General features: G+C 37.1%; 25 protein-coding genes and 7 pseudogenes. 14 read left to right on the forward strand and 18 right to left on the reverse strand.

Translation table 11 applies throughout. The annotated features are described in order from the left end of the window. Positions 1–55 precede the first annotated feature (55 nt). The 3 genes and pseudogenes from cmoA to ACLKMH_RS20690 all read left to right on the forward strand — a co-directional run bounded on the left by cmoA (position 56) and on the right by ACLKMH_RS20690 (position 3,241). On the forward strand, positions 56–787 hold the full coding sequence (gene cmoA / locus ACLKMH_RS20680) for a carboxy-S-adenosyl-L-methionine synthase CmoA (RefSeq protein ID WP_413699767.1): 732 nt from the start codon (positions 56–58) through the stop codon (positions 785–787). 48 nt (positions 788–835) lie between these two features. Then, positions 836–1,854 (forward strand): annotated as a pseudogene (cmoB, locus tag ACLKMH_RS20685) (tRNA 5-methoxyuridine(34)/uridine 5-oxyacetic acid(34) synthase CmoB). A gap of 90 nt (positions 1,855–1,944) precedes the next feature. Beyond that, a pseudogene (locus ACLKMH_RS20690) lies at positions 1,945–3,241 on the forward strand (NCS2 family permease). A gap of 223 nt (positions 3,242–3,464) precedes the next feature. Here the strand turns inward: ACLKMH_RS20690 and ACLKMH_RS20695 are convergent. Continuing rightward, a complete protein-coding gene (locus ACLKMH_RS20695; RefSeq protein WP_413702427.1) occupies positions 3,465–4,325 on the reverse strand; it encodes a D-2-hydroxyacid dehydrogenase in 861 nt (286 codons plus the stop codon). A gap of 134 nt (positions 4,326–4,459) precedes the next feature. Then, positions 4,460–6,083: pseudogene (locus ACLKMH_RS20700) on the reverse strand (NAD(P)/FAD-dependent oxidoreductase). Positions 6,084–6,315: 232 nt separating this feature from the next. Here ACLKMH_RS20700 and ACLKMH_RS20705 point away from each other — a divergent pair. Together ACLKMH_RS20705 and ACLKMH_RS20710 are read left to right on the forward strand one after the other, a co-directional pair. After that, complete coding sequence (locus tag ACLKMH_RS20705; RefSeq protein WP_413699768.1) at positions 6,316–7,827, forward strand: CHASE domain-containing protein; 1,512 nt, start codon at positions 6,316–6,318, stop codon at positions 7,825–7,827. Beyond that, positions 7,812–8,132: a sensor histidine kinase gene (locus ACLKMH_RS20710; RefSeq protein WP_413699769.1), complete on the forward strand. Its 321-nt coding sequence runs from the start codon at positions 7,812–7,814 to the stop codon at positions 8,130–8,132. The genes ACLKMH_RS20705 and ACLKMH_RS20710 overlap by 16 nt, the downstream gene beginning before the upstream one ends. Before the next feature lie 76 nt (positions 8,133–8,208). Here ACLKMH_RS20710 and ACLKMH_RS20715 read toward each other — a convergent pair whose 3' ends face one another. The 12 genes and pseudogenes from ACLKMH_RS20715 to ACLKMH_RS20770 all read right to left on the reverse strand — a co-directional run bounded on the left by ACLKMH_RS20715 (position 8,209) and on the right by ACLKMH_RS20770 (position 13,943). Beyond that, entirely contained in the window at positions 8,209–8,433 is a 225-nt protein-coding gene (locus tag ACLKMH_RS20715) for a hypothetical protein (RefSeq protein WP_413699770.1), read from the reverse strand. Between the two features lie 14 nt (positions 8,434–8,447). After that, positions 8,448–9,597: pseudogene (locus tag ACLKMH_RS20720) on the reverse strand (Na/Pi symporter). Between the two features lie 120 nt (positions 9,598–9,717). Then, positions 9,718–9,966, reverse strand: coding sequence for a hypothetical protein (locus ACLKMH_RS20725; protein WP_413699771.1), 249 nt, complete (start codon positions 9,964–9,966; stop codon positions 9,718–9,720). Between the two features lie 7 nt (positions 9,967–9,973). Then, entirely contained in the window at positions 9,974–10,207 is a 234-nt protein-coding gene (locus ACLKMH_RS20730) for a hypothetical protein (protein ID WP_413702428.1), read from the reverse strand. Next, entirely contained in the window at positions 10,204–10,671 is a 468-nt protein-coding gene (locus tag ACLKMH_RS20735; RefSeq protein WP_413699772.1) for a hypothetical protein, read from the reverse strand. Before ACLKMH_RS20735 ends, ACLKMH_RS20730 begins: the two co-directional genes overlap by 4 nt. After that, positions 10,661–10,900: a carboxyltransferase domain-containing protein gene (locus ACLKMH_RS20740; RefSeq protein ID WP_413699773.1), complete on the reverse strand. Its 240-nt coding sequence runs from the start codon at positions 10,898–10,900 to the stop codon at positions 10,661–10,663. The genes ACLKMH_RS20735 and ACLKMH_RS20740 overlap by 11 nt, the downstream gene beginning before the upstream one ends. Then, complete coding sequence (locus tag ACLKMH_RS20745; protein WP_413699774.1) at positions 10,824–11,360, reverse strand: 5-oxoprolinase subunit B family protein; 537 nt, start codon at positions 11,358–11,360, stop codon at positions 10,824–10,826. Before ACLKMH_RS20745 ends, ACLKMH_RS20740 begins: the two co-directional genes overlap by 77 nt. Next, a complete protein-coding gene (locus ACLKMH_RS20750; protein WP_413699775.1) occupies positions 11,357–12,070 on the reverse strand; it encodes a 5-oxoprolinase subunit PxpA in 714 nt (237 codons plus the stop codon). The genes ACLKMH_RS20745 and ACLKMH_RS20750 overlap by 4 nt, the downstream gene beginning before the upstream one ends. An 18-nt stretch (positions 12,071–12,088) precedes the next feature. Continuing rightward, positions 12,089–12,382: a hypothetical protein gene (locus ACLKMH_RS20755; RefSeq protein ID WP_413699776.1), complete on the reverse strand. Its 294-nt coding sequence runs from the start codon at positions 12,380–12,382 to the stop codon at positions 12,089–12,091. Then, complete coding sequence (locus tag ACLKMH_RS20760) at positions 12,345–12,815, reverse strand: hypothetical protein (protein WP_413699777.1); 471 nt, start codon at positions 12,813–12,815, stop codon at positions 12,345–12,347. The genes ACLKMH_RS20755 and ACLKMH_RS20760 overlap by 38 nt, the downstream gene beginning before the upstream one ends. Beyond that, positions 12,803–13,602, reverse strand: a pseudogene (gene truC / locus ACLKMH_RS20765) (tRNA pseudouridine(65) synthase TruC). The gene ACLKMH_RS20760 and the pseudogene truC overlap by 13 nt, the downstream one beginning before the upstream one ends. After that, positions 13,596–13,943, reverse strand: a complete 348-nt coding sequence (locus ACLKMH_RS20770) for a YqcC family protein (RefSeq protein WP_413699778.1) — start codon at positions 13,941–13,943, stop codon at positions 13,596–13,598. The pseudogene truC and the gene ACLKMH_RS20770 overlap by 7 nt, the downstream one beginning before the upstream one ends. 251 nt (positions 13,944–14,194) lie before the next feature. On the opposite strand from ACLKMH_RS20770, the gene ACLKMH_RS20775 reads away from it, so the two are divergent. From ACLKMH_RS20775 to ACLKMH_RS20810, 8 genes and pseudogenes are all read left to right on the forward strand, one after another. Further along, on the forward strand, positions 14,195–15,181 hold the full coding sequence (locus ACLKMH_RS20775; protein WP_413699779.1) for a sensor domain-containing diguanylate cyclase: 987 nt from the start codon (positions 14,195–14,197) through the stop codon (positions 15,179–15,181). Positions 15,182–15,259: 78 nt separating this feature from the next. Then, entirely contained in the window at positions 15,260–16,324 is a 1,065-nt protein-coding gene (locus tag ACLKMH_RS20780) for a DUF3549 family protein (RefSeq protein WP_413699780.1), read from the forward strand. Then, positions 16,324–16,638 (forward strand): DUF3301 domain-containing protein, encoded by a 315-nt coding sequence (locus ACLKMH_RS20785; RefSeq protein WP_413699781.1) that lies wholly within the window; start codon positions 16,324–16,326, stop codon positions 16,636–16,638. The genes ACLKMH_RS20780 and ACLKMH_RS20785 overlap by 1 nt, the downstream gene beginning before the upstream one ends. Before the next feature lie 9 nt (positions 16,639–16,647). Continuing rightward, a complete protein-coding gene (locus tag ACLKMH_RS20790; protein WP_413699782.1) occupies positions 16,648–16,968 on the forward strand; it encodes a hypothetical protein in 321 nt (106 codons plus the stop codon). Positions 16,969–16,971: 3 nt separating this feature from the next. Next, positions 16,972–17,749: pseudogene (locus ACLKMH_RS20795) on the forward strand (Zn-ribbon-containing protein). Between the two features lie 212 nt (positions 17,750–17,961). Beyond that, a pseudogene (locus ACLKMH_RS20800) lies at positions 17,962–18,433 on the forward strand (CreA family protein). Positions 18,434–18,726: 293 nt separating this feature from the next. Continuing rightward, complete coding sequence (locus ACLKMH_RS20805; RefSeq protein WP_413699783.1) at positions 18,727–19,992, forward strand: methyl-accepting chemotaxis protein; 1,266 nt, start codon at positions 18,727–18,729, stop codon at positions 19,990–19,992. Continuing rightward, positions 19,989–20,369 carry a methyl-accepting chemotaxis protein gene (locus ACLKMH_RS20810; protein ID WP_413699784.1) on the forward strand — a complete coding sequence of 127 codons (381 nt, stop codon included), beginning with the start codon at positions 19,989–19,991 and terminating at the stop codon, positions 20,367–20,369. The genes ACLKMH_RS20805 and ACLKMH_RS20810 overlap by 4 nt, the downstream gene beginning before the upstream one ends. 370 nt (positions 20,370–20,739) lie before the next feature. Here ACLKMH_RS20810 and ACLKMH_RS20815 read toward each other — a convergent pair whose 3' ends face one another. Continuing rightward, positions 20,740–21,282, reverse strand: coding sequence for a DUF6988 family protein (locus tag ACLKMH_RS20815; protein ID WP_413699785.1), 543 nt, complete (start codon positions 21,280–21,282; stop codon positions 20,740–20,742). A 390-nt stretch (positions 21,283–21,672) separates the two neighbouring features. On the opposite strand from ACLKMH_RS20815, the gene ACLKMH_RS20820 reads away from it, so the two are divergent. Beyond that, positions 21,673–22,023, forward strand: coding sequence for a putative quinol monooxygenase (locus tag ACLKMH_RS20820; protein ID WP_413699786.1), 351 nt, complete (start codon positions 21,673–21,675; stop codon positions 22,021–22,023). A 34-nt stretch (positions 22,024–22,057) separates the two neighbouring features. Here ACLKMH_RS20820 and ACLKMH_RS20825 read toward each other — a convergent pair whose 3' ends face one another. From ACLKMH_RS20825 to ACLKMH_RS20835, 3 genes are all read right to left on the reverse strand, one after another. Continuing rightward, positions 22,058–23,452, reverse strand: a complete 1,395-nt coding sequence (locus tag ACLKMH_RS20825; protein WP_413699787.1) for an esterase-like activity of phytase family protein — start codon at positions 23,450–23,452, stop codon at positions 22,058–22,060. A 331-nt stretch (positions 23,453–23,783) separates the two neighbouring features. Next, a complete protein-coding gene (locus ACLKMH_RS20830) occupies positions 23,784–25,127 on the reverse strand; it encodes a DEAD/DEAH box helicase (RefSeq protein WP_413699788.1) in 1,344 nt (447 codons plus the stop codon). Between the two features lie 166 nt (positions 25,128–25,293). Then, positions 25,294–25,596 carry a DUF406 family protein gene (locus tag ACLKMH_RS20835; RefSeq protein ID WP_413699789.1) on the reverse strand — a complete coding sequence of 101 codons (303 nt, stop codon included), beginning with the start codon at positions 25,594–25,596 and terminating at the stop codon, positions 25,294–25,296. Positions 25,597–25,667: the final 71 nt, after the last annotated feature.

Consider the following 25,667-nt stretch of genomic DNA (forward strand, 5'->3'; position numbering starts at 1 on the left):
CACCACACTTTATTTAAGTAAAATATGCCTTCAAAATTAATGCATGAGAAGAAAAATGGCAAACAAAGACAATATTTATAATAAACCTTTGCAACAAATCGGTGGTTTTACATTTGATGAACAGGTTGCCCAAGTATTCCCAGATATGATTAAGCGCTCGGTACCAGGTTATGAAAAAATCATTCAAACCATCGCTATGATCACCGAACGAAAAGCGGTGGCAAACAGTAACCTTTATGATCTCGGTTGTTCATTAGGCGCGACCACACTGTCAATGCGTAGCGCATTAAAAAATACCCAAGGTTGCCAAATTATTGCGGTTGATAGTTCTGAAGCAATGATCAAACGTTGCTCAGAAACCATTAATGCTTATCGCTCTGATATTCCTGTGAGTGTTTTACAGGAGGATATCTGTAACATAAAAATTGAGAATGCCTCTGTGGTAGTGCTTAATTTCACTCTGCAATTTTTAACCCCAGAAAAACGCCTTGAATTATTGACTAATATTTATAATGGCTTATTACCGGGTGGCGTGTTGGTATTATCGGAAAAATTTGTATTTGAGGATGAATTAAGCCACCAGCTGTTAATTGACCTGCATTTAGATTTCAAACGTAACAATGGTTATAGCGAATTAGAAATAAGTCAAAAACGATCTTCTCTTGAGAACGTGTTAATTGCCGATACGGTTGAACAGCATTATCAACGTTTACAAAAAGCAGGCTTTGAACACAATAATTTGTGGTATCAATGTTTCAATTTCGGATCAATTCTAAGTATAAAGTAATCCTTTAGCACTTATTTCCAGATTTAATTTAACGGTAACAAAATCAATATGATCGACTTCAGTAACTTTTACAGCATCATCGCCCAAAATCGTTTAAGCCATTGGTTACGAATTTTACCTCAGCGACTACATGATTGGGAAAATGTTCATGTACATGGAAAATTAGCGAGCTGGATCCGTGTATTGAATAAATTCCCTGACATCAAAACACAAAATATTGAGCTAAAAGAACGTGTTGAAATTGGCAGTGCCGAAGAGCTTTCCCTTGGCGAAACTAAAAAATTAGAAAACCTGCTACAAAAATTTCACCCTTGGCGTAAAGGGCCTTTTCATATTCATGGCATTCATATCGATACGGAATGGCGAAGTGATTGGAAATGGGACCGTGTTTTACCACATATCAGCCCGCTCAAATATCGTTATGTATTAGATGTTGGCTGTGGCAGTGGTTACCATATGTGGCGAATGCGCGGTGAAGGCGCTGAATTTGTAGTGGGTATTGATCCTAGTGACCTGTTCCTTTGTCAATTTGAAGCGGTTCGTCACTTTGCTAATAAAGAACAAAACGTGCATTTATTACCCTTAGGTATTCAAGAGTTACCGAAGTTAGAAGCCTTTGATACAGTTTTTTCTATGGGTGTTTTGTATCATCGCAAATCTCCTATGGACCATATTACTCAACTGCAAGACCAATTAGTTGAAGGTGGAGAATTAGTTCTAGAGACCTTAGTTATCGATGGAGGCAAAAACGATGTGTTAGTACCCGATGATCGTTATGCCAAAATGCGTAATATTTGGTTTTTACCCAGTGCTGAAGCATTAAAACTATGGGTTGAAAAATGTGACTTTGAAAATGTAAGAATTGTGGATATTAATGACACATTAACTGGCGAACAGCGCAAGACACTGCTTGGATGACTAATGAATCGTTAGAAGACTATTTAGATCCCAATGATAAAAACAAAACCGTTGAAGGTCATCCTGCGCCCAAAAGAGCGCTATTGATTGCCACTAAAAAATCAAAACAATTAGTTAAACTTGTGATTGATCATTTCATGATTTATTAATAACTTTAATCACTAGATAACAAGGAGCTTAGTACTTATAATCGTCGCAAATTTTACAATCTTAACTAAAATAGGCTCGATTAAATGCAAATGCTCGAAAAATTATTTAAACTTAGCGAACAAAAAACTTCTCTAAAAACAGAGGTTATTGCTGGTTTTACTACCTTCTTAACCATGGCTTATATCATCTTTGTTAACCCTTCGATGTTATCAGCTACACAAATGGACCCAGGCGCGGTATTTGTGGCAACCTGTTTAGCGGTGACTGTAGGTTGTTTCATTATGGGCTTTTATGCGAACTACCCAGTTGCACTTGCACCAGGCATGGGTTTAAACGCTTTTTTTAGTTATGTTGTTGTCTTAGACATGGGTTATAGCTGGCAAGTAGCACTTGGCGCTGTTTTCCTTTCTGGTATCTGTTTTACACTACTTAGCTTATTTAAAATTCGTGAGTGGATCATTAATTCTATTCCTCTACCAATGCGTAAAGGTATCGTCGCTGGTATTGGTCTTTTCCTTGCGCTTATCGCACTTAAGAATGCCGGTATCGTAATTGATAACCCTGCGACATTAGTTTCATTAGGTGATTTAACTGAGCTTCCTGTCGCGCTTGCTTCATTAGGATTTTTCTTAATCATTGCCCTTGCACATTACCGTATTAAAGGTGGTGTGATGATTGCAATTCTTGCTGTCACTGCTCTTGGTATCCTATTTGGTGATGTGCAATATTCTGGTATTGTTTCTATGCTGCCAAGTATTGCCCCTACTTTCTTGCAAATGGATATCGCAGGCGCTTTTAATGTTGGCATGATCAGCGTTATTTTTGCTTTCTTATTTGTCGATTTATTTGATACTTCGGGTACCTTGATTGCCGTTGCAGATAAAGCAAAATTATTAGATGAAAAAGGTAATTTACCACGCCTAAACCGTGCCTTGCTTGCCGATAGTGGCGCTTCAATTACCGGTTCAATGCTCGGTACTTCTACTACGACTAGTTATATTGAAAGTGTTGCCGGTGTTGCAGAAGGTGGCCGTACAGGTTTAACAGCTGTAGTTGTTGGTATTCTGTTTTTATTAGCTCTCTTCTTTGCACCCCTTGCAGGAATGGTACCTGCTTACGCAACAGCAGGCGCATTATTATACGTTGCAGTGTTAATGGTTGGTGGATTAAAAGACATCAATTGGGACGATATTACCGAAGTCTGCACCGGTTGTGATCATCGCTATCATGATGCCATTAACCTTCTCTATTGCTAACGGTATCGCGATTGGTTTTATTACCTTTGCGGCTATTAAAGTAATGAGCGGTAAAGCAAAAGAATTAAGTGCAAGTGTTTGGTTCTTAGCAGTTCTATTTTTACTAAAACTGATCTTTTTCCCAGGTTAGAAAAAAGAGCCGTCAGCGGTTAGCTGTCAGCTATCAGTAAAAACTAAAAGGCCCACTTTATATTTTTATAAAGTGGGCCTTTTTAATCTAGTTCCCACGGTCCCCCGTGGGAATTCATACTGTTTTATTTATTATCGTAAGTTACGCATTGCTTCTATGCATTTCCAAGCGGAGCATGGAAACGAGAGGAAATCACTAACCACTAATATCTCATCCCCACCGTTTAAAAGCTATCCTTTATATTACCAACAACTTTTTCAATCAAACAATCGCGGGCTTCTTTACTTGCCCAAGCTGTGTGTGGGGTGATCACTAAACGCTCTTTGTTTTTGATCTGTAAATAAGGATGGTTTTCAATCATAGGCTCAATAGCTAATACATCTGTTCCATGATAAATATCCTGTTCATCTAAGGCCTCTGCCATGGCATCTTCATCGATAATCCCACCGCGCCCCAAGTTCAAAATAATAGCACCTGGTTTTAATTTTGAGATTGCGAACTTATCAATCAGGTTTGCAGTATTGTCATTTAAAGGCGCATGAATAGTAATAAAATCACAGGTCGATAATAATGTCTCTAAATCTACTTGCTCAATGGCTTGTTGTGAATTTTTACCAGAGGTTGAGAAATAACAAAGCTCACAACCAAATACGCTAGCAATTTCAGCAACCCTTTGGCCTATTGCTCCAAAGCCAATGATTCCCCATTTCTTGCCTTTCAGCTCCGAAAACCCTTTATCAATATGGGTAAAGGTTGGATTAGTTGTCCACTGACCAGTTAAAGTATATTCATCGTAATAACGGCTATGCTGGGTTAATTGTAACAACATCGCGATGGTCGCCTGAGCAACACTTTCCGTTGAGTATCCAGCCACATTTTTAACCATGATGCCCGCTTTTTCTGTCGCTACTAAATCAACATTATTAGTGCCTGTCGCTGTGATACAGATAAGTTTCAATTGCGGATTAGCCAACATCACCGCTTCATCAATCATGACTTTATTGGTTAAAATAATTTCATTATCACCTATATGACTTAACGTCTGCTCAGGCTCTGTTACATCGTATTGGGTAAATTCCCTAATTCAGAAAACAAAGAGAGATCGCAATCTCCTAAGGTTAACGCGTCTAACAATACTATTTTCATTATTAATTTATCCTTTAATCTATCGGAAAATGATGACATTAAATCTCTATAAGATTAGTTTTAAACATCTAATTAATTATTTTTGATCATATCCAAAGCAACAGACTCGGCTATTTTAATACCATCAATACCTGCTGATAATATACCTCCCGCATAACCAGCGCCTTCACCTGCAGGGTATAAACCTTTGGTATTAATACTTTGCATATCACTACCACGTTTAATTTGCACCGGAGAAGAGGTGCGCGTTTCAACACCTGTTAGCATGGCATCTTTACTATCAAAGCCTCGAATTTTTTTAGAAAAGGCCGGAATGGCCTCCCGAATTGCATCAATGGCAAATCCCGGCAAAGCAGGTGTTAAATCAGTCATTTTAACGTTAGGTTTATAAGAAGGCTCAACATTTTCAAATGGTTTACCGCTACCGGCATTTAAAAAGTCACCAACCATTTGTGCCGGTGCATCATAATTACTGCCTCCCATCACATAGGCGTTACGCTCTAATTTACGTTGTAGGGCAATTCCTTGAAGCGGATCGTTATCAAAATCACTTGGGTCAATACCCACCACAATCGCACTATTTGCATTACGCTCACTACGCGAATATTGGCTCATACCATTGGTTACCACGGCATGCTCTTCTGACGTTGCGACAACTACCACGCCACCAGGGCACATACAAAAGCTATAAACACTGCGACCATTTTTACAATGATGAACTAATTTATAATCAGTCGCGCCCAAAATAGGATGCCCAGCATTAATACCAAAGCGACATTTATCGATCATCTCCTGTTTGTGTTCGATACGAAAACCAATAGAAAAAGACTGAGCTTGTAAATAAACGCCCTTATCATGTAACATATGCACAGTATCACGGGCGCTATGGCCTATCGCTAAAGTAACATGTTTCGAGTGCAGTACTTCTCCACCCTTTAAGGTTACACCTGTGACCTGGCGATCATCGCCCTCGCCTTCAATATTGATTTCATCAACGCGAGTTTCAAAACGAATTTCACCGCCTAATTCGATGATCTTACGGCGCATTTTTTCAACCATAGTCACTAATTTATAGGTACCGATATGCGGTTTACTGACATAAATAATTTCTGCTGGTGCACCTGCCGCAACAAATTCTTGTTTTACTTTAAGCCCCAAAAAACCAGGATCTTTAACTTGGCTGTATAATTTTCCATCGGAAAATGTGCCTGCTCCACCTTCACCAAATTGTACATTTGATTCAGTATTTAGCTCACTGGTACGCCAAAACCGAAAGGTATCCTTAGCACGTCTCATGTACTGATTTACCGCGCTCTAAAATAATCGGATTAAAGCCCATTTGTGCAAGTATTAATCCGGTAAACAAACCACAGGGTCCCATGCCAATAACAATCGGACGCTCAGTTAAACCAGCTGGTGCCTGTGTAACCAATTTATATTCAGTATCAGGTGAAACACGAACGTTATTATCTTTCTCGAAGACCAACAATAATTGTGTTTCATCTACATCTTGTAAAGTCACGTCAAGCGTATAAATAAGCGTAATCACATTTCGCTTACGCGCGTCGTAACCTCGCTTAAAAATATGGATATCAACCAATTGCTTCTCAGTGATATTCAGCTTGTTTATTACAAACTGTTGCAGTGCGTCATCACTGTGGTCTAAGGGTAATTTTACTTGGTTGAGACGGATCATACTTCACCTGCTTATTGACTGAAAAAATGTCTGAAAATGTTTTGAAAAGTGGCCTAAATCGGACTTTAAAAATAAGCGCGTAGTTTACGTTATCTCTCACTAAAATGAAATTAACGAATACACAGGCACCGAATACACAGGCACTTTATATAAAAAATATAACTAAAATGTAAATCAAGGTCTACAATGGAAGTTTAATTTGTATGGCTTATGAAAGTAGGATCATTGCATCATGAATAATATTTTAATCAAAGCCCTATCGCGCTCGATTGCTATTGCCATTATTGGCCTAGTTGCCACTTACTTTCTCGCACAACAAGTTAATCAGCAATTACAAAACGAAAGTTACCTTAAATTAGAAAATATCGCGAAACAAGTTTCGATTCACTTCCAAGTCGCTATCGATAAATCCACCAATGATTTGCAAGCATTACAGGCCTTTTATAGTGCACTCCCAAAAGAGAAGACTGCACAGGATTTTAATCATTATATGCAAATATTAGATATTAAAAACCGTCCTCATATTCAAGCACTAAGCTGGATACCATTAATCAAAGAAAATCAACGTATTGATTTTATAGAAAAAATACAACAAGATTATCCAGAGTTTATTATTAAAGCACGTGATAACAGTGGCAACATGGCCAGTAGCGAAAATAAACCATTTTACACTCCAGTGACCTATATTAGCCCATACCAAATAAATAAAGCAAGACACGGATTTGACCTAAGCAGTAATAGCACTCGCCGTACTTCCCTAGAGTATGCTCGAGACAATGACGTTATGACAACAACAGCAAAAATCACACTAGTTCAGGAAAAAGAAAACTCCTATGGCTTTTTAATTATTGCGCCTGTTTATGATCATCAACTTGCCATTGATTCAATTGAACAAAAAAGATTAGCACTATTAGGTTATGTCACTGGTGTATTTCGTATTAATAATTTAATGGAGATTGCAAAACAACAAGCTGATAAAGAGGGTTTGATTTTAACCCTATTAGACAAAGACAAAAATAGTGGTGGCATTCTCTACGGTAAAGAGCAAAAAAGCCCTACTTTTAGCTTTAATCAAGAAATACCTGATCGTCATTGGCAACTTGATATGTCACCCAATCTCCTTTTACAGGAAACCATGGATTCTCCTGATATTGTCACTGGAATAATATTATCTGGTTTTATTATCAGCATATTATTAGGTTTTTCACTTTATGCATTACAGCTCTCCATGCAACGCGCCCGTCACATTAATAATTTAAGAAAAACATTACAAGAGCAAAATCTACATTTAGAAAAAACCGTTGCCGAAAGAACGCAAAAATTAGCTAAAAATAATATGCTGTTAACGCGAAATATAAAGGAACTGGCTCGCTCCAATCAAGATTTAGATGACTTTGCCTATGTCGCTTCGCATGATTTAAAGGCACCTTTACGGGGAATTGATCAATTAGTCAGCTGGATTGCAGAGGATATTGAAGATAATAATTTTTCCGAGGTAAATGAACACATCACATTGATGCGTTCACGGATACAAAGATTAGAATATTTACTTAATGATTTATTGGAATACTCACGTGCAAATCGAGATAAACATGAACTTTCAAAGGTCAATTGCAAATATTTATTTAATGAAATCTTCGAGTTAATTGCACCTCCAAAGGGTTTTAGCTTAAGTCTCGAAGAAAACATGCCAGAATTTTTCACTCTTTCTCCCCCTTTGAGCAAGTCGTGCGTAATTTATTAACCAATGCAATTAAACATCACGACAAAGAATCAGGTCATCTCAAAATAGGCGTTTTTGAAACACAGGATTTTTATACATTTTCCTTCGCTGACGATGGACCAGGGATCAGAGAAAAGCACCACGAGCAAATATTTAAAATGTTTAAAACACTCAAGTCTAGAGATGAAATAGAAGGCAGTGGCATAGGTCTCGCACTAATTAAAAAAATTGTTGAGTATTATTCAGGGGCTATCAAACTTGAGTCTACAGAGGGGCAAGGCAGTACATTTTATTTTACTTGGCCAAAAAATATTCAACCAAAATAATAGAAAGCACCTAAGGGGCTGTTTTCACCTCAAATCATACATTAAGGTGAAAACATGTTTTAACCCTTTAACACACTTATTTTTTGTCTTTATGTTCACCAATTAAATAAGCAATAAAGTTTTTAATATGCGTTAAGTTTAATTCAGCACTCTTCATGTGATGGTCTAAATCCATCACCTCACGCTCCTGTTTCAGGCGTTCTCGGCGAATAACCTCTTCTTTTAATTCCTGTAGCGTCAACTGTGTTTCATCGATAAGTTTCATCAATCTTTGTGTTGTTAATACTTGTAAATTATCCATTATATTTTCCTTTATCAAATCATACTACTTACAGCTAAACATAGCGCAGGAGCGACAAAAAAGACGCCTACAATATAACCTAGAGCAATGAATTTATTTTCAGTGGCAACAGCCCCTAAAGATTCAGTCGCATTAACAGGTATGTTACGTAGTGCAGGAATTCCATAAATCACAATCACTCCAACAATATTATAAACAAGATGAATAAAGGCAATTTGTAAGGCAACGATTCACATTACCAGTCACCGCAGTGGCGACTAATACCGCAGTAATACAAGTACCTATGTTGGCACCTAGGGTAAAAGGATAAATATCTTTTAATTTGAACGCCCCAGATCCCGCCAGAGGTACCATTAAAGACGTAGTTGTTGATGAAGACTGCACTAAAACAGTCACTAAAGTGCCTGATGCAATACCAGATAAAGGACCACGACCAATGGCTGTATGCATAATATCTTTTGCTTTGCCTACCATTAGTTTTTTCAATAATTTACCAACCATAGTAATAGCAATAAAAATCAATACAATACCAATGAAAATCAGACTAATACCGCCAACCTGATCCCCGAATGAATGAGTAATATCTTTAAAAGTATCCACTACGGGAGCGGTGGCGACTTTAACAAAGTTTAAGCCCTTCATTGATGAATCTCCCGCACCATAAAAGAAACTAGATAACCAAGCTCCTATTTTTTCCAAGAAACCAAAGGCAACTTCTAATGGTAGGAAAATCAGTACAGATAATAAGTTAAAAAAATCATGAACTGTAGCAAATGCAAAGGCGCGTTTAAACTCTTCTTTAGCGCGGACATGCCCGAGCGACACAATAGTATTAGTAATAGAAGTCCCCACATTCGCGCCCATCACCATAGGAACAGCAAGTTCTACTGGCAGTCCACCAGCCACTAAGCCAACGATTATAGACGTCACTGTAGAGGAAGATTGAATCAGCGCTGTTGCCACAATGCCTATAACCAATCCAGCAAAAGGATTACTAGCAAAGGCAAAAAGCTCCTTAGCATGTCCACCGGTCGCCATTTTAAAACCACCACCAATCATGCCAACCGCACATATTAATAAATAAATTAAAAAGGCAACCGTTGCCCATTGTAAGTAATTTTGATGCTCGCTACTGCTTGGCATCACTGCTTGATTGTTTTCCATTTTATATTTTACCTAGTTAGTTAATTTGTAAAAAGGATGTTACAAACATCGCTTTACAGAAAAATGACAACCAACCAGAATGATAAAAAATATATAAAAGAAAGGTTTCAGAGAAACGGCTTAGATTTGATTAAAGAAGCTTAATCGTTGTGCATAACGACGTTGTTCAATGTGCAGATCTCCTTTTTTAAAATGAATTATTTTACCGGGAGGCTGTTGCGCCAGTAAACTTAAATCACAACGAGCCACACAACCTATTTTCGGGTACCCGCCTAAGGTTTGTCTGTCTTGTAATAGAATAATAGGTTGCCCGTCTGCGGGAATTTGAATACTACCTAAGGCAATCCCCTCTGACACAAGAGTATTCAAACGACTTTTAATAGCAGCTGCCCTGTAAGCGCATTCCCATGCGGTCACTTTGTTTATCAACCTGATATTCACTGCGATAAAAACGCTGTTTTTCTTGAGCGGAGAAATAATCACATTGATAGGATTCAATTACAGATAAGGTTACAGATTGGTGATAATCAGGAATATATTTGTCAGGTATTTTATTAAGTGTTAACTCAGTATTTTGTGTGAATAATGGTAAAACATCATTATTTGCTATAGACCCCCCTGCCCATTCAAGCCACCAATTGCATTACGTTGCACAGTGCTGACGCTCGCTAACATGGGTGAAACTGCAAATCCATTTTTAACTGCTAAATAAGCACGTACTCCACTGCTTGCAAAGGAAAGTAATAAGCGCTGGCCTTTTTTTAACATAAAAGAACAGTTATTTTCCTGTGTAACCAGTTTGCCCGATTTACATTTAATTTGCGCATTCATAGGCGCACCTGTTAATGCAAGAGTCATATCAGCGGTTGCTTCAAACTCAGCCTGTCCAAAGCAAATTTCTAATAAGGTGCAATCAGGTCTATTACCTAGTAAATAATTTGCCCAGCCAGCCGCGAGTTCATCACAAAACCCGCCTTGGCTTAACCCTTGTTGTGCTTGTTTAAATCGCCCTTGATCCTGTAATTGTGTAAAAATACCGGCTTTAATAACTAATAGGCTGGCTTTATTGCTCATCTATTACCTCACCACCTAATTCAACAAATTGCTGATAAGAAATAGCGTTAAATTTAACCCTATCACCGATTTTAAAAGGGCTAATGGGCGTATTTTTTATATCGAATAAAGAAATAGGACAATTACCAATGATATGCCAACCTCCAGGACTATTACTTGGATATACCGCTGTTTGTGAATCGGCGATAGCAACACTGCCAGCGGGAACCAAAGGCACGAGGTGAAACATGTCTTGTTTGAGTTATCTTATCATCTACCTCTGCCAAAAAAGCAAAACCAGGCGCAAAACCAATAGCACAAACCTGATAAACTTTTTCGCTATGAATTTGAATAACCTCGGCGATAGTTAAATGATTTTCTGAAGCTACTTTTTGTAAATCCCAGCCCACAGATAAATCATAATAAACCGGCAATTCAATTAACTTGCCAACAAATTTTGACTCTGCCTGGCAACTATCAACAAGGCTAATTAACAAATTTTCTGCGACTATTGGAGATATTTTTAACAGGTTATACTGTACTAAAATCGTATTATAGGAGGGTGTTATATCGACTAATGCTTGCGCATTACACTGTGCAAAACTTATTTCTATTTGTTTTACTAGATCTGCAATTTTTGCTGTTAATGAAAGATCAATATGCTCACTAAGGGTGATTAAAAAACAATCTTCATTAATAGGTTTTATCATTTTATCAAGGTCGCTAAATATTCAATTTGCTTAACAGCCAACAAGTTATCACCATGAACACAAATAGAATCCACCTGTAGCTCAATCCTTTTACCATTAATTGTGCTAATGGTAGAGGTTTCGACCAGCTGTTTCACTTGTTTATGGACTTGCTCTGCAGTACTTAATAATGCCCCTTTTTCACTACGTTTTACTAAGTAGCCCTGATCATCGTAAGCCCTATCAGCAAACGCTTCAAAGATTAAATCAACGCCATTTTTTTGTGCTATCTGTTGATAATTTTGTAAATCAGGTCGAGCCAAAATCATTAACTTTAAGGTTTCATCAAAGCCACTGATAGCTTCAACAATGGCAGTAAAAATGCGCTCATCCTGCATCATTTGATTATATAAAGCGCCATGGGGTTTTACATATTCAACTTCAACTTGCTGTTTGTTGGCAAGGTGTTGTAATGCGACAACCTGATCGCTAATCAGTTGCTTAATTTGCCTGCTATCCAAAGACATAGGCAAACGGCCAAAATTTTCGCGGTCGTCATAACTGGGATGCGCACCAATCATAACGTTATTATTTTTAGCAATGCGAATAGTTTCAGCCATTAATTCGTCATCACCAGCATGCACACCACAGGCAATATTTGCTTGTTGGATAAAAGGCATTAATTGTGAATCTGTTGAAAACCCCTCACCGACATCACAGTTTAATTTCATTGCTTTTCTCTTAATCAGCTATTTTTTTACTACATGAAAGTTCAAGAAATCTTCATCTAATTGTAAATAAGTCACTCGCTCTTCTTCAGGATATTCACTAAAGTCTTGCCCTGGTCCATAACCTTTATAATCAACTTTTAAATAGTCTTTAGTATAGGTAATTTTTTCTTGACCGACACGCTCGCCTAATAATTCAGAGTCTAAGTGTTCACTTTTTTTAGTATTAAGATCATAGGAAAACAGGCCAATGTAGCCTAAAACCTCTGCTCCTTCACTATTTATTACAAAAGGCGCAGCTGTAAAATACAACATCCTGTGATTGTTTATTTAAAATCGCTATTTTAGTCATATTCAAATATAACGTCGCTCGCTCGTAAACAGCCTCAGATGTATCTGTCGCTTTCTCTAGCTCTTTTTCATAACGTCCACTGAGATATAATAAATTTTTAACTTCTTCTACCTTATCGATTTTTATCTTAAGATCGGTTTCTGGATAATTCATGGTAATAGGATAATCAGAAGAAATACTTTCATAGATAACCTGTGCCATAGACAGCTCAGTATGCGTTTTTACATCTTTTTTAACTGAGCCTTCAACATTACCTTCAACACTAGTTTCAGCGCCGCTCTCGATACAAACATCTTCGTCACATTCATAGGAAGCACCTAAGTCAGACTTCCAGAAAAATATAACGCAATAAATCGCGACCACGCTAAGAGCAAACCATTTTATTAATTTAGACATATATTTGTATCCAGTTTCAATGTTGATAATAACGCCTTAAAAGTACTATCAAGTGGCGCATGAATTTCTACTTTCTTTCCCGTAACCGGGTGCGTGATTGCAAGGTAAGAAGAATGTAATAACAGGCGGTCAGAATCAAAATGGTCACGAAACATTTGATTATGTTTGCCATCACCGTGTGTCGTATCTCCAATAATTGGATGACAAAGGTGTTTCATATGACGACGTAATTGATGACGACGCCCCGTCTTAGGATTAAGTTCAACCAGCGAATAACGGGATTGAGGATAAGGTCGAACAGCAATAGGCAACTCACAGAAAGTAATGCCTTTATAAGCTGTTTGAGCCGATTGCGCTTCCTGCTCTTGATTGGCATGTTTATCGGCAATTTTATCCAGCTTCTTTTTTAAAGCATAATCTAAAAAGCCTTCGCCAATATGCCCTCGCACGACAGCTAAATAACGTTTTTCTGTTTTCTGCTCAGCAAACTGATCCATTAAATTTGTTGCATGGCTTTTGTCGAGAAGAAATAACAGTACCCCGAGGTAGGTCTATCTAATCGATGAGCAGGATAAACATGCTGTCCAATCTGGTCTCGTAACTTCTGTACTGCAAACTCAGTCGCATGGGAGTCCAACCAACTACGATGGACTAATAAACCAGAGGGCTTATTAATCGCAATTAACGTATCATCACGATATATAATGTCTAAATCAGGCGTTTTTACTGTTTGGGAGGCAGTTTCACTAAATTCTTCATTAACTGGTTGTGAAAGTTTATCTAACATTTATTTGTCTCATTAATATGCAAATCAATGCGGGTAATAACATCAATAATCATATCACTGTTGATTAATTGTACTTTGAAATATTCACTCGCCATTGCTGTGATAGCCATTTTTTGAGGGAGGGGTAAACCTAACTGTAATATCTGACTCATTTTTTCAATAAAAATAAATTGTAACCATTCAGGAAAACTCAAGGTATCAATTGCAAAGGGCATCTGACTTGCGAGGGCTTGTTCAGTGGGTCGATTTAATTGCCATAGGTCGAGGCTTTTTAAGGCCTGCTCTAACTCTGTTAGTAAAAGAAATAATCGATGGCGATGTTGTTGTTCATAGCTTGTCATAGGGGCACTTTATCATTGAATAAAATAATATAAAACTGTTTATCCAAGCTTATTCAGGTGCAATAAAAAATACAAAAATGGCCTTTAAGTCAACTTTTAGATAATTATCACTAATCAATAATAGTTCTTACTTACTTTAACTGGAAATAATCACTGACTATACTAGTATCTGTGTTGTGACTTAACTGGCAGAGTAGTTTTTTACAGACATACCAATAGGCTCACATTATTTGATATTAGAGAGAAAATGAATGCAAAAAGCCAGTTTGCCAGAAAATGAAAAGCTACGTTTAAAAACACTACATAGTCTTAAAATACTGGATACTTCTGCGGAAGAACGCTTTGATAGATTAACCCGCTTAGCCAAAAGAATGTTCAATGTTCCAATTGCATTAGTTTGTCTTATCGATACTAATCGCCAGTGGTTTAAATCCTGCGCAGGTATAAATGTCAGCGAAACTCCACGCGACATCTCTTTTTGTGGCCATGCCATTCTTGATGAAGGTATCTTTATTGTTGAAGATACTTTTAAAGATCAACGTTTTTGCGATAACCCTTTGGTATTAGAGTCACCCTACATACGATTTTATGCGGGTTTTCCATTAAAACATGTTGATGGAAGTGGCCTTGGCACATTATGTATTATTGATACTAAACCTCGTCACTTTGATGAACAAGACTATACTCTGCTAAAAGATCTTGCCGAACTAGCAGAACAAGAATTAATCGCAGTGCAATTAGCCATTCTCGATGATTTAACCAATATTTCTAACCGCCGTGGCTTTATGTTACTCGCGCAAAAAAGCTTAGACATATGTGCTCGCAAGCAAACACCTATCTCACTTATTTTTTTCGATTTAAATGGCTTTAAAGGAATAAATGATAATTTTGGACACGATGAGGGTGATAAAGCATTAATTGCATTCGCCGACATTATGACTGACACATTTCGCGACTCAGATGTATTTGCGCGCTTAGGCGGTGATGAATTTGCTGTTTTATTAACTGGTACTTGTGTTGAACGTGCCAATGAAACCGTGTACAGATTAAAACAACGCCTTGATGAATATAATAAAGAGGAAAATCGAGGCTATAATATCTCGTTCAGTGAAGGCATTGTGAGTTCTGATATGACACAGACTCAAACCGTTTCATCTTTATTAAGCAAAGCTGATAGCTTAATGTATAAAAATAAACAAGCTCACTACTGCCAACAAATTCGTAATAATAAAAAGTAACTTTGATCCATAATGATAATGAGTATAAATTTTCTGATTTGATATAATGCCCATTACGTTACGCAGAAAAGAACTTTTATGAACACAAATACGCTTACCGAATTTTTACAACAGGCTCAATGCCAGTTTCAAGTTTATGATTTAGGACGTAAAGTTGCTAAGATCAATAATACAGACTTCGAAAAAGTGGCTGAAAATACAGTCCCCTACCCTTATCCAATTCAACAACATGCTTATATAGGTTTGACCTTCTGGCAGGTCAATAAACCTCAACAAGAACATTTTGTATGGTTTTTAAAACTACCACTAGATGAACAGGGTTTGTTAAAAATAACAGCACAAACTAGCTTTATTAAAATGGTCATTGAAGCAATGGGTGAAAACTTAACTGTCGAAGTAAGCGATAAATTACAGCAACGCTTGGCAAGCAATCCCTTTGTTTTCAAACCAGCAATGGAAAAACTCGCTATTTTTAATGCAATGATGAATACAAACTTTGTACGTCCTGCATCTACTTTTTATCCTGCTACTCTGGAGTATTTTTCAGGTAAAACACAGTGGGATGATCAATGGCAATCATTAGGTTTCCAGGGCATTGCTGATTTGTGTGCACGTCTTGATTATGACAATAACCAGCAAACACTTATCAAGGCGCTACCCCATTTACCTCATCAACCCTTGCAATCCTTAGCGTTATGCCTTGAACATCAGCAAAATATTAAGCCAGATTTAGCACAAGCTATTGCGAAACAAGCACAACTAGCTTTGCAAGCAAAACAAACAGAAAATGCAATTTTATTATTACGCGCTATTTCCAGTATTACTGATAGCAACATCACTAAGAGCTTACTGGAACAACAATTTAATTCAGACTTAATCTATAGCCCTGATTGGTATGTTTGTATTGCAGGACGTTGTTGGTCACAGTTACAAGATGAAACCCTCTTGAACCGCTACTTTGAAGCGCTCGCAAATCATCAAGGCACGCTTTTCCCACAACTTTTTGCTGATTTAGTGGCTATCCCAACCTTACGCGAAAAAGTATTAAAGCAACTACGTTTAACTGCTCGCTCTCCAGCCTTATCCGAAGCAATTGGATTACTTTTTTCTGCTATGCACAGTGAAACAAAGGGAGCTCAATAGTGACTAACCTGCTATTCATTTTATTTTCAGTGATCTTTGCGACGCTTATTTGGCGACTTAGACAACAATCTGAACATGCTAAAGCCTTGATAGAACAACAATGTGTAAAATTGGATTTACAGTTATTAAGTGTGTCACGTTCTAAGTTTAATTATAAATTAGGGCCTGATTTTTTACGTGCCAGTTTTCTGTTTGAATTTAGTAGTGACAATGAAAATAGTTACCAAGGTACTTTGTTTCTATCCGGGTTACATCGTCCACGCTTTGAATTTCCGGTTTACCGCTCTTTTGATTCAACAGATCAGCTACATTAGAGATACCCAATGGATAAAATTATTTTAATTGCGCAACAACTTGCCAAAGAAGGTAAAACACCCAATACAGCTATGATAAAAGCGCGCTTACCTAAAAATGTCCCGCTACCCATTATCATTGAAGGTTTAAAACTGTGGCAAGAAAACCCAAACAAAGAAATTAGTGAACCTATTGAGGGGACACATAAAACAAATCAAGAGCTTGCAACAAACAGTTTTGATGCCTTGCTAGAGGCAAAAATTGAAGAGAAAATAAAAACAATCATCGCTCCACTGAAAGATGAAATTAAACAATTAAAAGCAGAGCTAAATGCTCTAAAAGAGAAATAATAAGTGTTTATTAAAGAACTTACCTTTGAATGCTACCAAAATACCCAGTATGCAAGCGTCGAACGTGCCATCAATAATTACTTTGACATGCTCCGTTATAATGGGCAAATTCTTGGTCGGGAGTTCCCTATCGCTATGCAGGGCGCAGTTTTTAGCACACGACTTGTTTGCCCAGAAGAAAATAGCTTACAGGATAGCTTTAATAGTCAGCAGGTAAATCACGCTCTTAATCAATTAACACAAGCAGGATTACTCGCGCCTAAAATTAAAACCATTGCAGAGGATTTAAACTCGCTTGAATGTGCACCAGATTTCAAACCAAGCTGGCAAATTTTATATACCACTTTTTTAGATACCTGCTCTCCCTTAAGATGTGGTGAAACCTTACAACCTATTCCCTTATACAGAACACCCGAAGCGATTAGTAATGGCGATAGAAAGAGTATTATTAAGTGGCAAGAAGAGTGGATCAATTGTGATGAACTACAAATGAATGGCTCTGCGGTTTCAGCAGACTATTCTTAAAGAAATGGGTGATATCAATAGCAAACTATTTTATCGAGGCAGTAATCTCAGTAAACGCATTCAGTATGTCACTAAAATCCCCACTTATTATTATCTTTATCGTGTTGCTGGTAGTAGCCTAGAGGAAGAACAAAATAGAAAGTGCCCAAGTTGCAACGGCGATTGGCGTTTAGACACACCACTGTTTGATATTTTTGATTTCAAATGTGATGAATGCCAGCTGGTCTCAAATTTATCCTGGGATTTCAAAAAATAAACGTAACTACTCAGATCGTCGCTATTTAAGCCTATTTCATCGTTGGAAAATGCTCATTTAAACCACTAAACTACGCTTTTCCGCCTTGAACTAAGCATAAATAGCTTAGCTCTGAGCACTTACCCTAATTTACTAAAATGCCTTCTTTTCGAAGGAGTATTAAGTAATTATAAATAAACACTTATTTTCAACTTAATTAACAAGGTTCTCCTATGAAAAAAGTATTAACACTATTATGTTTAAGCACACTGATAACGGCCTGTTTCTGACAATGAAGTAGGAGATGTCAGCTTAGGATTATTTACCACGCAGGACATCAAAATAAATATATTACAAGATGAGATTGTCACAGGCGTCACCTGTCATATTGCTTCAATCGAAGCAGATCTGAGCTTATCTGACCCAAGTGATAGTTCCATTGCCTGCCGTCAAACAGGTGAAATAACCTCTGCAATGATAGCTCAAATAGATAAGAGCAAATCAGGTGAAGTAATATTTAAAAAATCAAAAAGCATTTTTTTCAAAAATATGAAAATCAGAAGAATATTTGATGCTGACAATCAGACCCTAATGTATGTTTCCTATTCAACCAAAGAAACATCAGGTAGTTTCAAGCATAGCCTTTCAACTGTGCCATTATGGGGAACTAAAGCTTATATCACGCCTACTATCGAAACAAAATAACGACACAGATCAATAATAGCTTCATTTTTGGTTGAATATCTCTTAAACCTAAGAAATATCCGAATGAGCGACTATACTTTTTACCTATAAATAAAATGTAATACTATAAGGTAATAAAGTTATGAAAAAGTTCAAGTTGCAAGTTATTGGGACGCTTGGCATTCTAGTTGCAACAATGATCATCATCATTGCTATGTTTGACTTTTGGTCATTTAGAAGTAAAAGCGTCGAATTAAATGAGCAAATTTTACGTGAGAAAAATTTAGCCTTACAAGCAGAAATAACCGAAAAATTTGAAAGCTATCGAGCTGACACTCGAATCTATCGATTTAAAGGAACATATTATAGCCTCAGAGCAGTTATCAGAAGAAAATACTGTCGCACTAACATCTGTATATAATGTACTTAGAGATAGAAGTAATGGCGTTTACCTATTTGATATCTCAGGCGCCGCTTATAGAAGAGATGGAACCGATACCAAGAAAAACTACAAAGGGCGTAGTTATTACAATGCACTCTTTAAAGATGGAAAAACATTTTTTGTTGGGCCTCCCTATAACTATGGTAAAGAAGGTAAAAAAGTATCTTTAGCGATTGCCATCAAAGTAACCCCTGAAATTGCGCTAATGACAACAATACATCTAGATATTTTTATAAAAAATATGAAAGACAGGAAAGATCTTTTTGTATACACAGATAATGGAACCGTTATTGTATCTCCCTATGAAGAACATTTAGGCCAAAAAATAGAGGATGTTAGACCTGATTATGAACAATTTAATCCAGAAACCCCTAAACTAAACTACAACGTAGAGTTAAATGGGAAAAATGTCGATATCACAGCATTTTGGGGCAAAATGGATATCAACAGTTGGCAATATGTAAGCTTTACTGAAACAAAATATATTACCCAGGATGCAACCGATCAACTTATCTATTCATTAATTGCAGGTCTGATTTGCTTTATTATTGCTTGTTTGGTTTTACTTTTTGTTATCAATAAATTGGTATTAAAACCTGTCGGTGGTGCGCCACAAGATATCGCATCAGTCATGGAAGACATGGCAACAGGAGAATTAAGATTAAACCTAGCAAAAGCAGAGAATAGCACGGGTATTTATCGTTCTCTTGTTGGTTTTTCAACTCAATTATCTAAGTTTGTAAGTAGCTCGCTTAGTATTTCGGACAGTGTTTCCTCTGCTTCTCAACAACTAAACGCAGTCATGAACGATACATTAAAAAATATGGAAAGCGAAAAAGGTCAAGTTGAACTTATTTCAACCGCTATTTCAGAACTTTCTAGCACCTCACAGGAAGTAAGTAGTAAAGCGGTAAGTGCTGAAGATGAGACTAATATCGGCCTTGATACTATCGCAAAAAGTAAAGTAACACTCGAAGAGAATATTGACCTCACTAATCAAATAAATAATTCTGTTACTGAAACAGCCATTATTGTTGATGAACTGAAAAAATTTGCCATTGAAATTGGTAGTGTTACCGAAGTGATTGATGGTATTTCAGCTCAAACTAACTTACTTGCTTTAAATGCAACGAATTGAAGCAACAGCGAGCGGGAGAAGCTGGACGAGGCTTTGCTGTTGTAGCAGACGAAGTCCGTGCCTTAGCATCTAAAACTCAAGAATCAACAATCAGCATTCAAGACATTATTGCTAAATTGCAGGAACAATCAGAGAAAGCCAGCAGTAATATGATCAAAAATGTTGATTTAATTGAAGGCTCAGTGGTACTGGCGGATCAAGTAAAAGCATCCTTTGAAGATATTTCCAACACAATAAATACCATATCTGAAATAAATGCAGTGGTTGCAACGGCCTCTTTACAGCAAACCAGTGTGACGGAAGATATCGCTAAAAATACATCAATCGCCTATGACTTAGTACAAGAAAATGTGTCCGCGATTAATCAAACGCTATAAGCATCTGCTGAGTTAGCACAACTTGCACAAACTCAAAAAGATGATTTAGCATTCTTTAAAGTAAACTAAGCACTTCTGAGTAACAAAAATAAAACCACTATTTTCTGTGATATACAGAAATTAGTGGTTTTTTCGTTTAAGAATCCTTTTAAGTGCAATTATTTGCACCAATTATTAGCATTGTTATTAAAGCAAGCAGAGACCCGAAAAAGCTAACAAATAACATGATTAAAAGTGGTTTATTATTCTCATTTTGCCTTGATTATGCAAAATGAAAGACTCTCATAGTATTTTATTCCGACTTGAAAACAATTGTTAGGAGGTTTTATTACGATACTCTTCCATTTTATCTAAAAATAGTTGAGTTAAGTCACTTCGTCCGGCCATACCAACTAACTGTCCAGCTGACAATTAATCCTAAAGCACCAGCAACACCTAATGCGTGAGATAATTCTATTTGCTCATAATTCCCACCAAGCTTTCCAGGTGAACACCTACGACTAACTTGTATAAAACCTGTATGTACAAAACCATTCATAGGTTTCCAAGACAGTTTTTTAAACTGTGAAAGAATACCATCTGAATCACCAATTTTACTTTCATATTCCTTTATTAAAGTATCAAAGTGCTTCTCTAATTTCCCTTTTTTAAATTTGATAATTTCTTTTTCTGTAGCACAGTTCAGTATCCAAAGACCTCTCACTAACGATTCAGTTATTACTCTAAGAAGGGATAACATTGATCCATATAGAGATGAATTATATAAAAGAGCTATTGTCGCTTGATGCTCTATTGCTGAATCAAAGCAACCAGCAGCAAGCAGTGATCTTTCATCAGAAGGTAAGCAAATACCGCTTGTATTCTTATCAATCCAAGCAACTACGCCCATAAGTTTATCGAATTCATCAGACATAGACTAACTTCCTAACAGTATTATTAGACAGAACTATTCCGTACTTCTTGGTGGAAATACGAAATATATTTATTTGTTAAAGTTAACGATAAGATACTCTCATCAAACATTAAATAAAAATTTTAATCTAAAAATCAACGGTTAACCATGTTCATGGATAGATTCAATACTAAATAAACTTCAAAGAAAGTATGTATTGATCCAATCTATATTTATGTAAATAGGCACATGCGTGCGCGCTTCAATCTATATCGTAAAACGCAACTACCTATCACCTTTAACCTTTAACCTTTAACCTTTACCCTTCAACCTCACACCTATGACTTCTAAAAGTAACCATTAAAAGGTAACATTCACTATTACTCCTTCAAACGTCAAAAGGCCCTAATTATGTCCAATCGTGTTTACGTTTTTGCTCAATTTAAACCTAAAGCAGGTAAAGAAGCTGAATTATTTGAAATTTTAAAGGCACTTGAGCCTGATTCAAACCGAGAGGAAGGTTGTATTCAATACTTGCTTACGCGTCAAATAACTCACCCAAGTGCCAGTAATAGCGAATTTACCATCGTCTTTAATGAAATTTGGGAAAGTCCTGAAGCTTGGTCTGCTCACGGTCGTCGTCAACAAATCCAACATTTTTTTAGCGACCAAGTGGAAGCAGAAACAGGGTTAGTGGAAGATGTGATGGTTACGGCTTATACCGATGAAGCCGAAAATTACGATAAGCCTATTTTTGAATAAAACAGGCTATCGCAACAAAAAATGATGTTAGGTTTTAATCTAACTTAACATCATCAATGATATACAAACGGCTACCATCTATCTCAGTTTGAGCCTTGTCTAAATATTTTTGTTCTAACTTACCTTTGCTCGACCAAGTCGCAAAATCATCATCATTGACCACTGCAAATTGAGTAGGACTAATGATCCACATACCTTCTAATTTATCATGTGGATAATTTACTGTTTTTACCAAGTCTACCACTAATGATTTAGAGACTGGTTTGATATTATTTTCTTCTAATATCTGCCAACCATGATTCAATACGGCTTGTTCAAGTGTTTCACCATTAATCAATAATCCTAGTTTAGCATCTTGTGTTAATGCTCCCTTAGCTTCAATGCTTTCTATATTGGTCGCTTTACTCATATCGATGCGATAAATATGCTTCATTGCTTTTTTATCATCACGCAAAAACTTACCGTCGCGCTCAATCACTAGAAATTCACTGTCAGATAATGAAGCAATACCTGAATTAGAGTTTTGATTTTTCTCCTGCTGATATAAATACTGTGAAACTTCATTGGTTTGTAAATCAACAGTAACAATTCGTACTAAATTAAGGTTTTTCACTGCACTACTTGGGTTATACATAGTTGACTGCATGATACCCACCAAGGTTTTTTGATCTGGTGTAATTGCTAACCCTTCCATGCCTCGATTTGCTCTACGATTAGCGAATTCAGCAGGAAGGTTAACTTGGGTACGTTTATCATGCGCAAAGGCATTTATACGTCCAATTTCCTTGCCCTGTGAGTCAAAGTGAACCATATGTGGACCATATTCATCACTTACCCAAAAGGTGCCGTCATTCATCGCCACTAGCCCTTCACCATCAAGGCCAAAATCATCAAGTTTAATAGGGTTAGTGTTAGCATCATAACCTTGTGCCATATCTTCAACAATTGGCTGACCTAGATGGTTATAAGGTGTTTCCCCTGTTCCACCAAGTGCTGAACTATTTGGTAAGCCAGAGATCGGACTGCCATCGGGACGTTTTAATAGAATATTTTTCAGTAAATTGATTTTGCCTGTCTCGCCCACCTCAAATAAACCAATGCGTGGTGTATATTCAGGCGTTGGGAACATTTTGCCTTTTCCTAATTCCCCGATGTTATAACCTGCGTTTGGACCACGATCCGTTAGTGCATAAAATTGATTTTTATTAGTGGGATGGGCCGTCATATCTGAACCAAATCCACCATTACGTATCTCTAACATACCTTCGGCTTTAGCATTATCTTTTAAGTCAGATCGCAACACGGTATAAGGCAGTAGTGCTCCCTGGGATTTATCGATTTTATCTATATTAAGAGAGTTTGCGTTAACCATTGAAGTCGCACTAGCGCAGGCAATTAAGGTGATTGAAAGTGATTTTTTTAACAACATAATTTTTCCGATTAGATATTATAAGTGCGGAAATAATACGTAGATATGTTGACGCTTTTATGACAATTGAAAGGGAGTTATGAGCTTGTTAGAGTTGAGAGTTTAAAAAAGGAGGGATGCCCCTCCTAAAATAGAATAATACCAATTCCGTTAATTTAATGATCAAATATTACGCAGGAAAAAGGAGCTAGTTTAAGGCGGAAGTTGCTTAGGTGTAAATGCAACATTTAGCACCTTTAATGGTTGTTCCCTTTACAAGACTTCCAACGCGAAAATAGCTTTTTTTAACCAGTAAGATTGATCACTTATTTAGTGGAATTGGTATAAGAGTCTAGGACTCTTCATCTGTGTCAATGGGACCGTCAGTTTTCTTTTTACGACGCATAGGTGCAAAACCCACATCCTCTGCTTCGTGGAAGGTTTTATTAATTGAGCCTTTATTTTTTGGCTTTTTCTTTTGTGCCACTTTTGGCTTATCTTGACCTTTTTTATTGCCCTTATCTGCTTGAGGTACAACTGGTTTTAATCCTTTAAATTTTGGATTAATGCCTTCTACGCGATCAAAGGTAATTGACTGTTGTACAAAGGATTCAACTTTTTTAAAGTTATCCCAATCCTTTGGTCCAATAATTGAGATTGCATCGCCTGTCGCTCCCGCGCGTCCAGTTCGGCCGATACGGTGGATATATTCTTCCGTATGTTTTGGAATATCAAAATTAATGACATGCGAAACATTTAATAAATCTAAACCACGAGAAGCAATATCTGTGGTTACGAGTATTTGTTCCTTACCACGCGAAAAGGCGTCCATAATTTGATTACGGCTTGATTGCGATAAATCACCATGTAAGGCAATAGACGATAAACCTTTTTCGTTCAATACTGTGCTTAAACGCTCTGTATCTTTACGCGTTGCCACAAAAATAATAATCTGTTTATTGCTTTCTTGTTGCACAAAATGAAATAACAGCTTTTCTTTTTGATTAAGGTTATCAGCTAAATAGAAACGCTGTGTGATTTCGCTGTGCTGTTGATTTTCTTCACCGATCGCGATACGCACTGGCGCTTTTAATAGTTCGCCTGCAAACTCATTCACTTCAGCATGGCCTAAGGTCGCTGAAAAAAGTAAGGTTTGACGTAAGCGATGGTTCGCTTCTTCATTCACTGCTTTTAGTTGCTCCGCAAACCCTAGATCGAGCATTCGATCTGCTTCATCTAAAATCAGTAACTCTAAACCATGCAGATGTAATAAGCCTTTTTTAAGATGGTCAACAATACGCCCTGGCGTGCCAACAACAAAGTGCGGGTCTTTATCAAGTTGCTTCACTTGATCATTAAAGTTTTCTCCGCCTAATACTAAGGTTGATTTTAAATTAGTATTCGACACCAATAAACGTAGTCGCGAGTAAACTTGTTTTGCGAGTTCACGGGTTGGCGTTAAAATTAACACCCTTGGGTCACGTTTTGTTAATGCTCGTGTTTTTAATACTCGTTGCATCGCAGGTAATAAAAATGCCAATGTTTTACCTGAACCTGTTTTTGATGATGCTAATAAGTCTTTACCAGCAACGGCAACAGGGATAGCTTCAGCTTGAATTTGAGTGGTTTCAGTAAACCCTAAATGTGCAAGGGATGTGATCAGCGTACGATCAACGGGTAAATCTTCTATGAGCAAAGGACTCTCCTGCGAGTAAATGGGTATAACCCAATTTTAAAAGTAATAAAATAATAAAGAGCATAGTATAACGATTAAGCAAGAAAAGGAGAAATTAAGATTAGTAACAAGTGAAAAAAAGAGCGTATGAAAGCTCTTTATAAAAAATCGTTAATAACTGAAAGGATTAGATAGCACTTAAGCCCATTTCAAAGATCAATTTCTCGGCAGTACAGTCAAACTCTAAGGTAACTTTGCTAGTAAAGCCATTTTCAGTTGCGATGTTTTCTTGAGTTACGATAACAGTTTCAAAACGTGTTTTAGCCGCATCGATATATTTTTGCGCTAATTTATTAACACCCGCTTCATCAGCGCCTTCAAAGGGAAGTACTAACACCGTATCTCCAGCTTCAATGACACTACCTAATTCGACAATAGTACCACATGCTTCGCACACATCTGCTTCAGTTGTATTATTATTCTCTGACATAAAAACCTCTTGTATATTTGTTCGCAAAAATGGAATAACTCTATTGTAGCGCGAACAATAAAAAAGGCGAT

Origin of the sequence: Psychromonas sp. KJ10-10 (genome assembly GCF_047323245.1) — a bacterium.
GTDB lineage: Bacteria > Pseudomonadota > Gammaproteobacteria > Enterobacterales > Psychromonadaceae > Psychromonas.

Bases quoted from the DNA above. Each gene is read 5' to 3' on its own strand.
- ACLKMH_RS20790 (WP_413699782.1), top strand. From the start codon at position 16,648: ATGGATAAAATTATTTTAATTGCGCAACAACTTGCCAAAGAAGGTAAA.
- ACLKMH_RS20745 (WP_413699774.1), bottom strand. From the start codon at position 11,360: ATGATAAAACCTATTAATGAAGATTGTTTTTTAATCACCCTTAGTGAG.
- ACLKMH_RS20825 (WP_413699787.1), bottom strand. From the start codon at position 23,452: ATGTTGTTAAAAAAATCACTTTCAATCACCTTAATTGCCTGCGCTAGT.
- ACLKMH_RS20835 (WP_413699789.1), bottom strand. From the start codon at position 25,596: ATGTCAGAGAATAATAATACAACTGAAGCAGATGTGTGCGAAGCATGT.
- ACLKMH_RS20760 (WP_413699777.1), bottom strand. From the start codon at position 12,815: ATGTCTAAATTAATAAAATGGTTTGCTCTTAGCGTGGTCGCGATTTAT.
- ACLKMH_RS20820 (WP_413699786.1), top strand. From the start codon at position 21,673: ATGTCCAATCGTGTTTACGTTTTTGCTCAATTTAAACCTAAAGCAGGT.
- cmoA (WP_413699767.1), top strand. From the start codon at position 56: ATGGCAAACAAAGACAATATTTATAATAAACCTTTGCAACAAATCGGT.
- ACLKMH_RS20770 (WP_413699778.1), bottom strand. From the start codon at position 13,943: ATGACAAGCTATGAACAACAACATCGCCATCGATTATTTCTTTTACTA.
- ACLKMH_RS20750 (WP_413699775.1), bottom strand. From the start codon at position 12,070: ATGAAATTAAACTGTGATGTCGGTGAGGGGTTTTCAACAGATTCACAA.
- ACLKMH_RS20740 (WP_413699773.1), bottom strand. From the start codon at position 10,900: ATGTTTCACCTCGTGCCTTTGGTTCCCGCTGGCAGTGTTGCTATCGCC.
- ACLKMH_RS20755 (WP_413699776.1), bottom strand. From the start codon at position 12,382: ATGTTGTATTTTACAGCTGCGCCTTTTGTAATAAATAGTGAAGGAGCA.
- ACLKMH_RS20715 (WP_413699770.1), bottom strand. From the start codon at position 8,433: ATGGATAATTTACAAGTATTAACAACACAAAGATTGATGAAACTTATC.
- ACLKMH_RS20815 (WP_413699785.1), bottom strand. From the start codon at position 21,282: ATGTCTGATGAATTCGATAAACTTATGGGCGTAGTTGCTTGGATTGAT.
- ACLKMH_RS20780 (WP_413699780.1), top strand. From the start codon at position 15,260: ATGAACACAAATACGCTTACCGAATTTTTACAACAGGCTCAATGCCAG.
- ACLKMH_RS20705 (WP_413699768.1), top strand. From the start codon at position 6,316: ATGAATAATATTTTAATCAAAGCCCTATCGCGCTCGATTGCTATTGCC.
- ACLKMH_RS20775 (WP_413699779.1), top strand. From the start codon at position 14,195: ATGCAAAAAGCCAGTTTGCCAGAAAATGAAAAGCTACGTTTAAAAACA.
- ACLKMH_RS20735 (WP_413699772.1), bottom strand. From the start codon at position 10,671: ATGAGCAATAAAGCCAGCCTATTAGTTATTAAAGCCGGTATTTTTACA.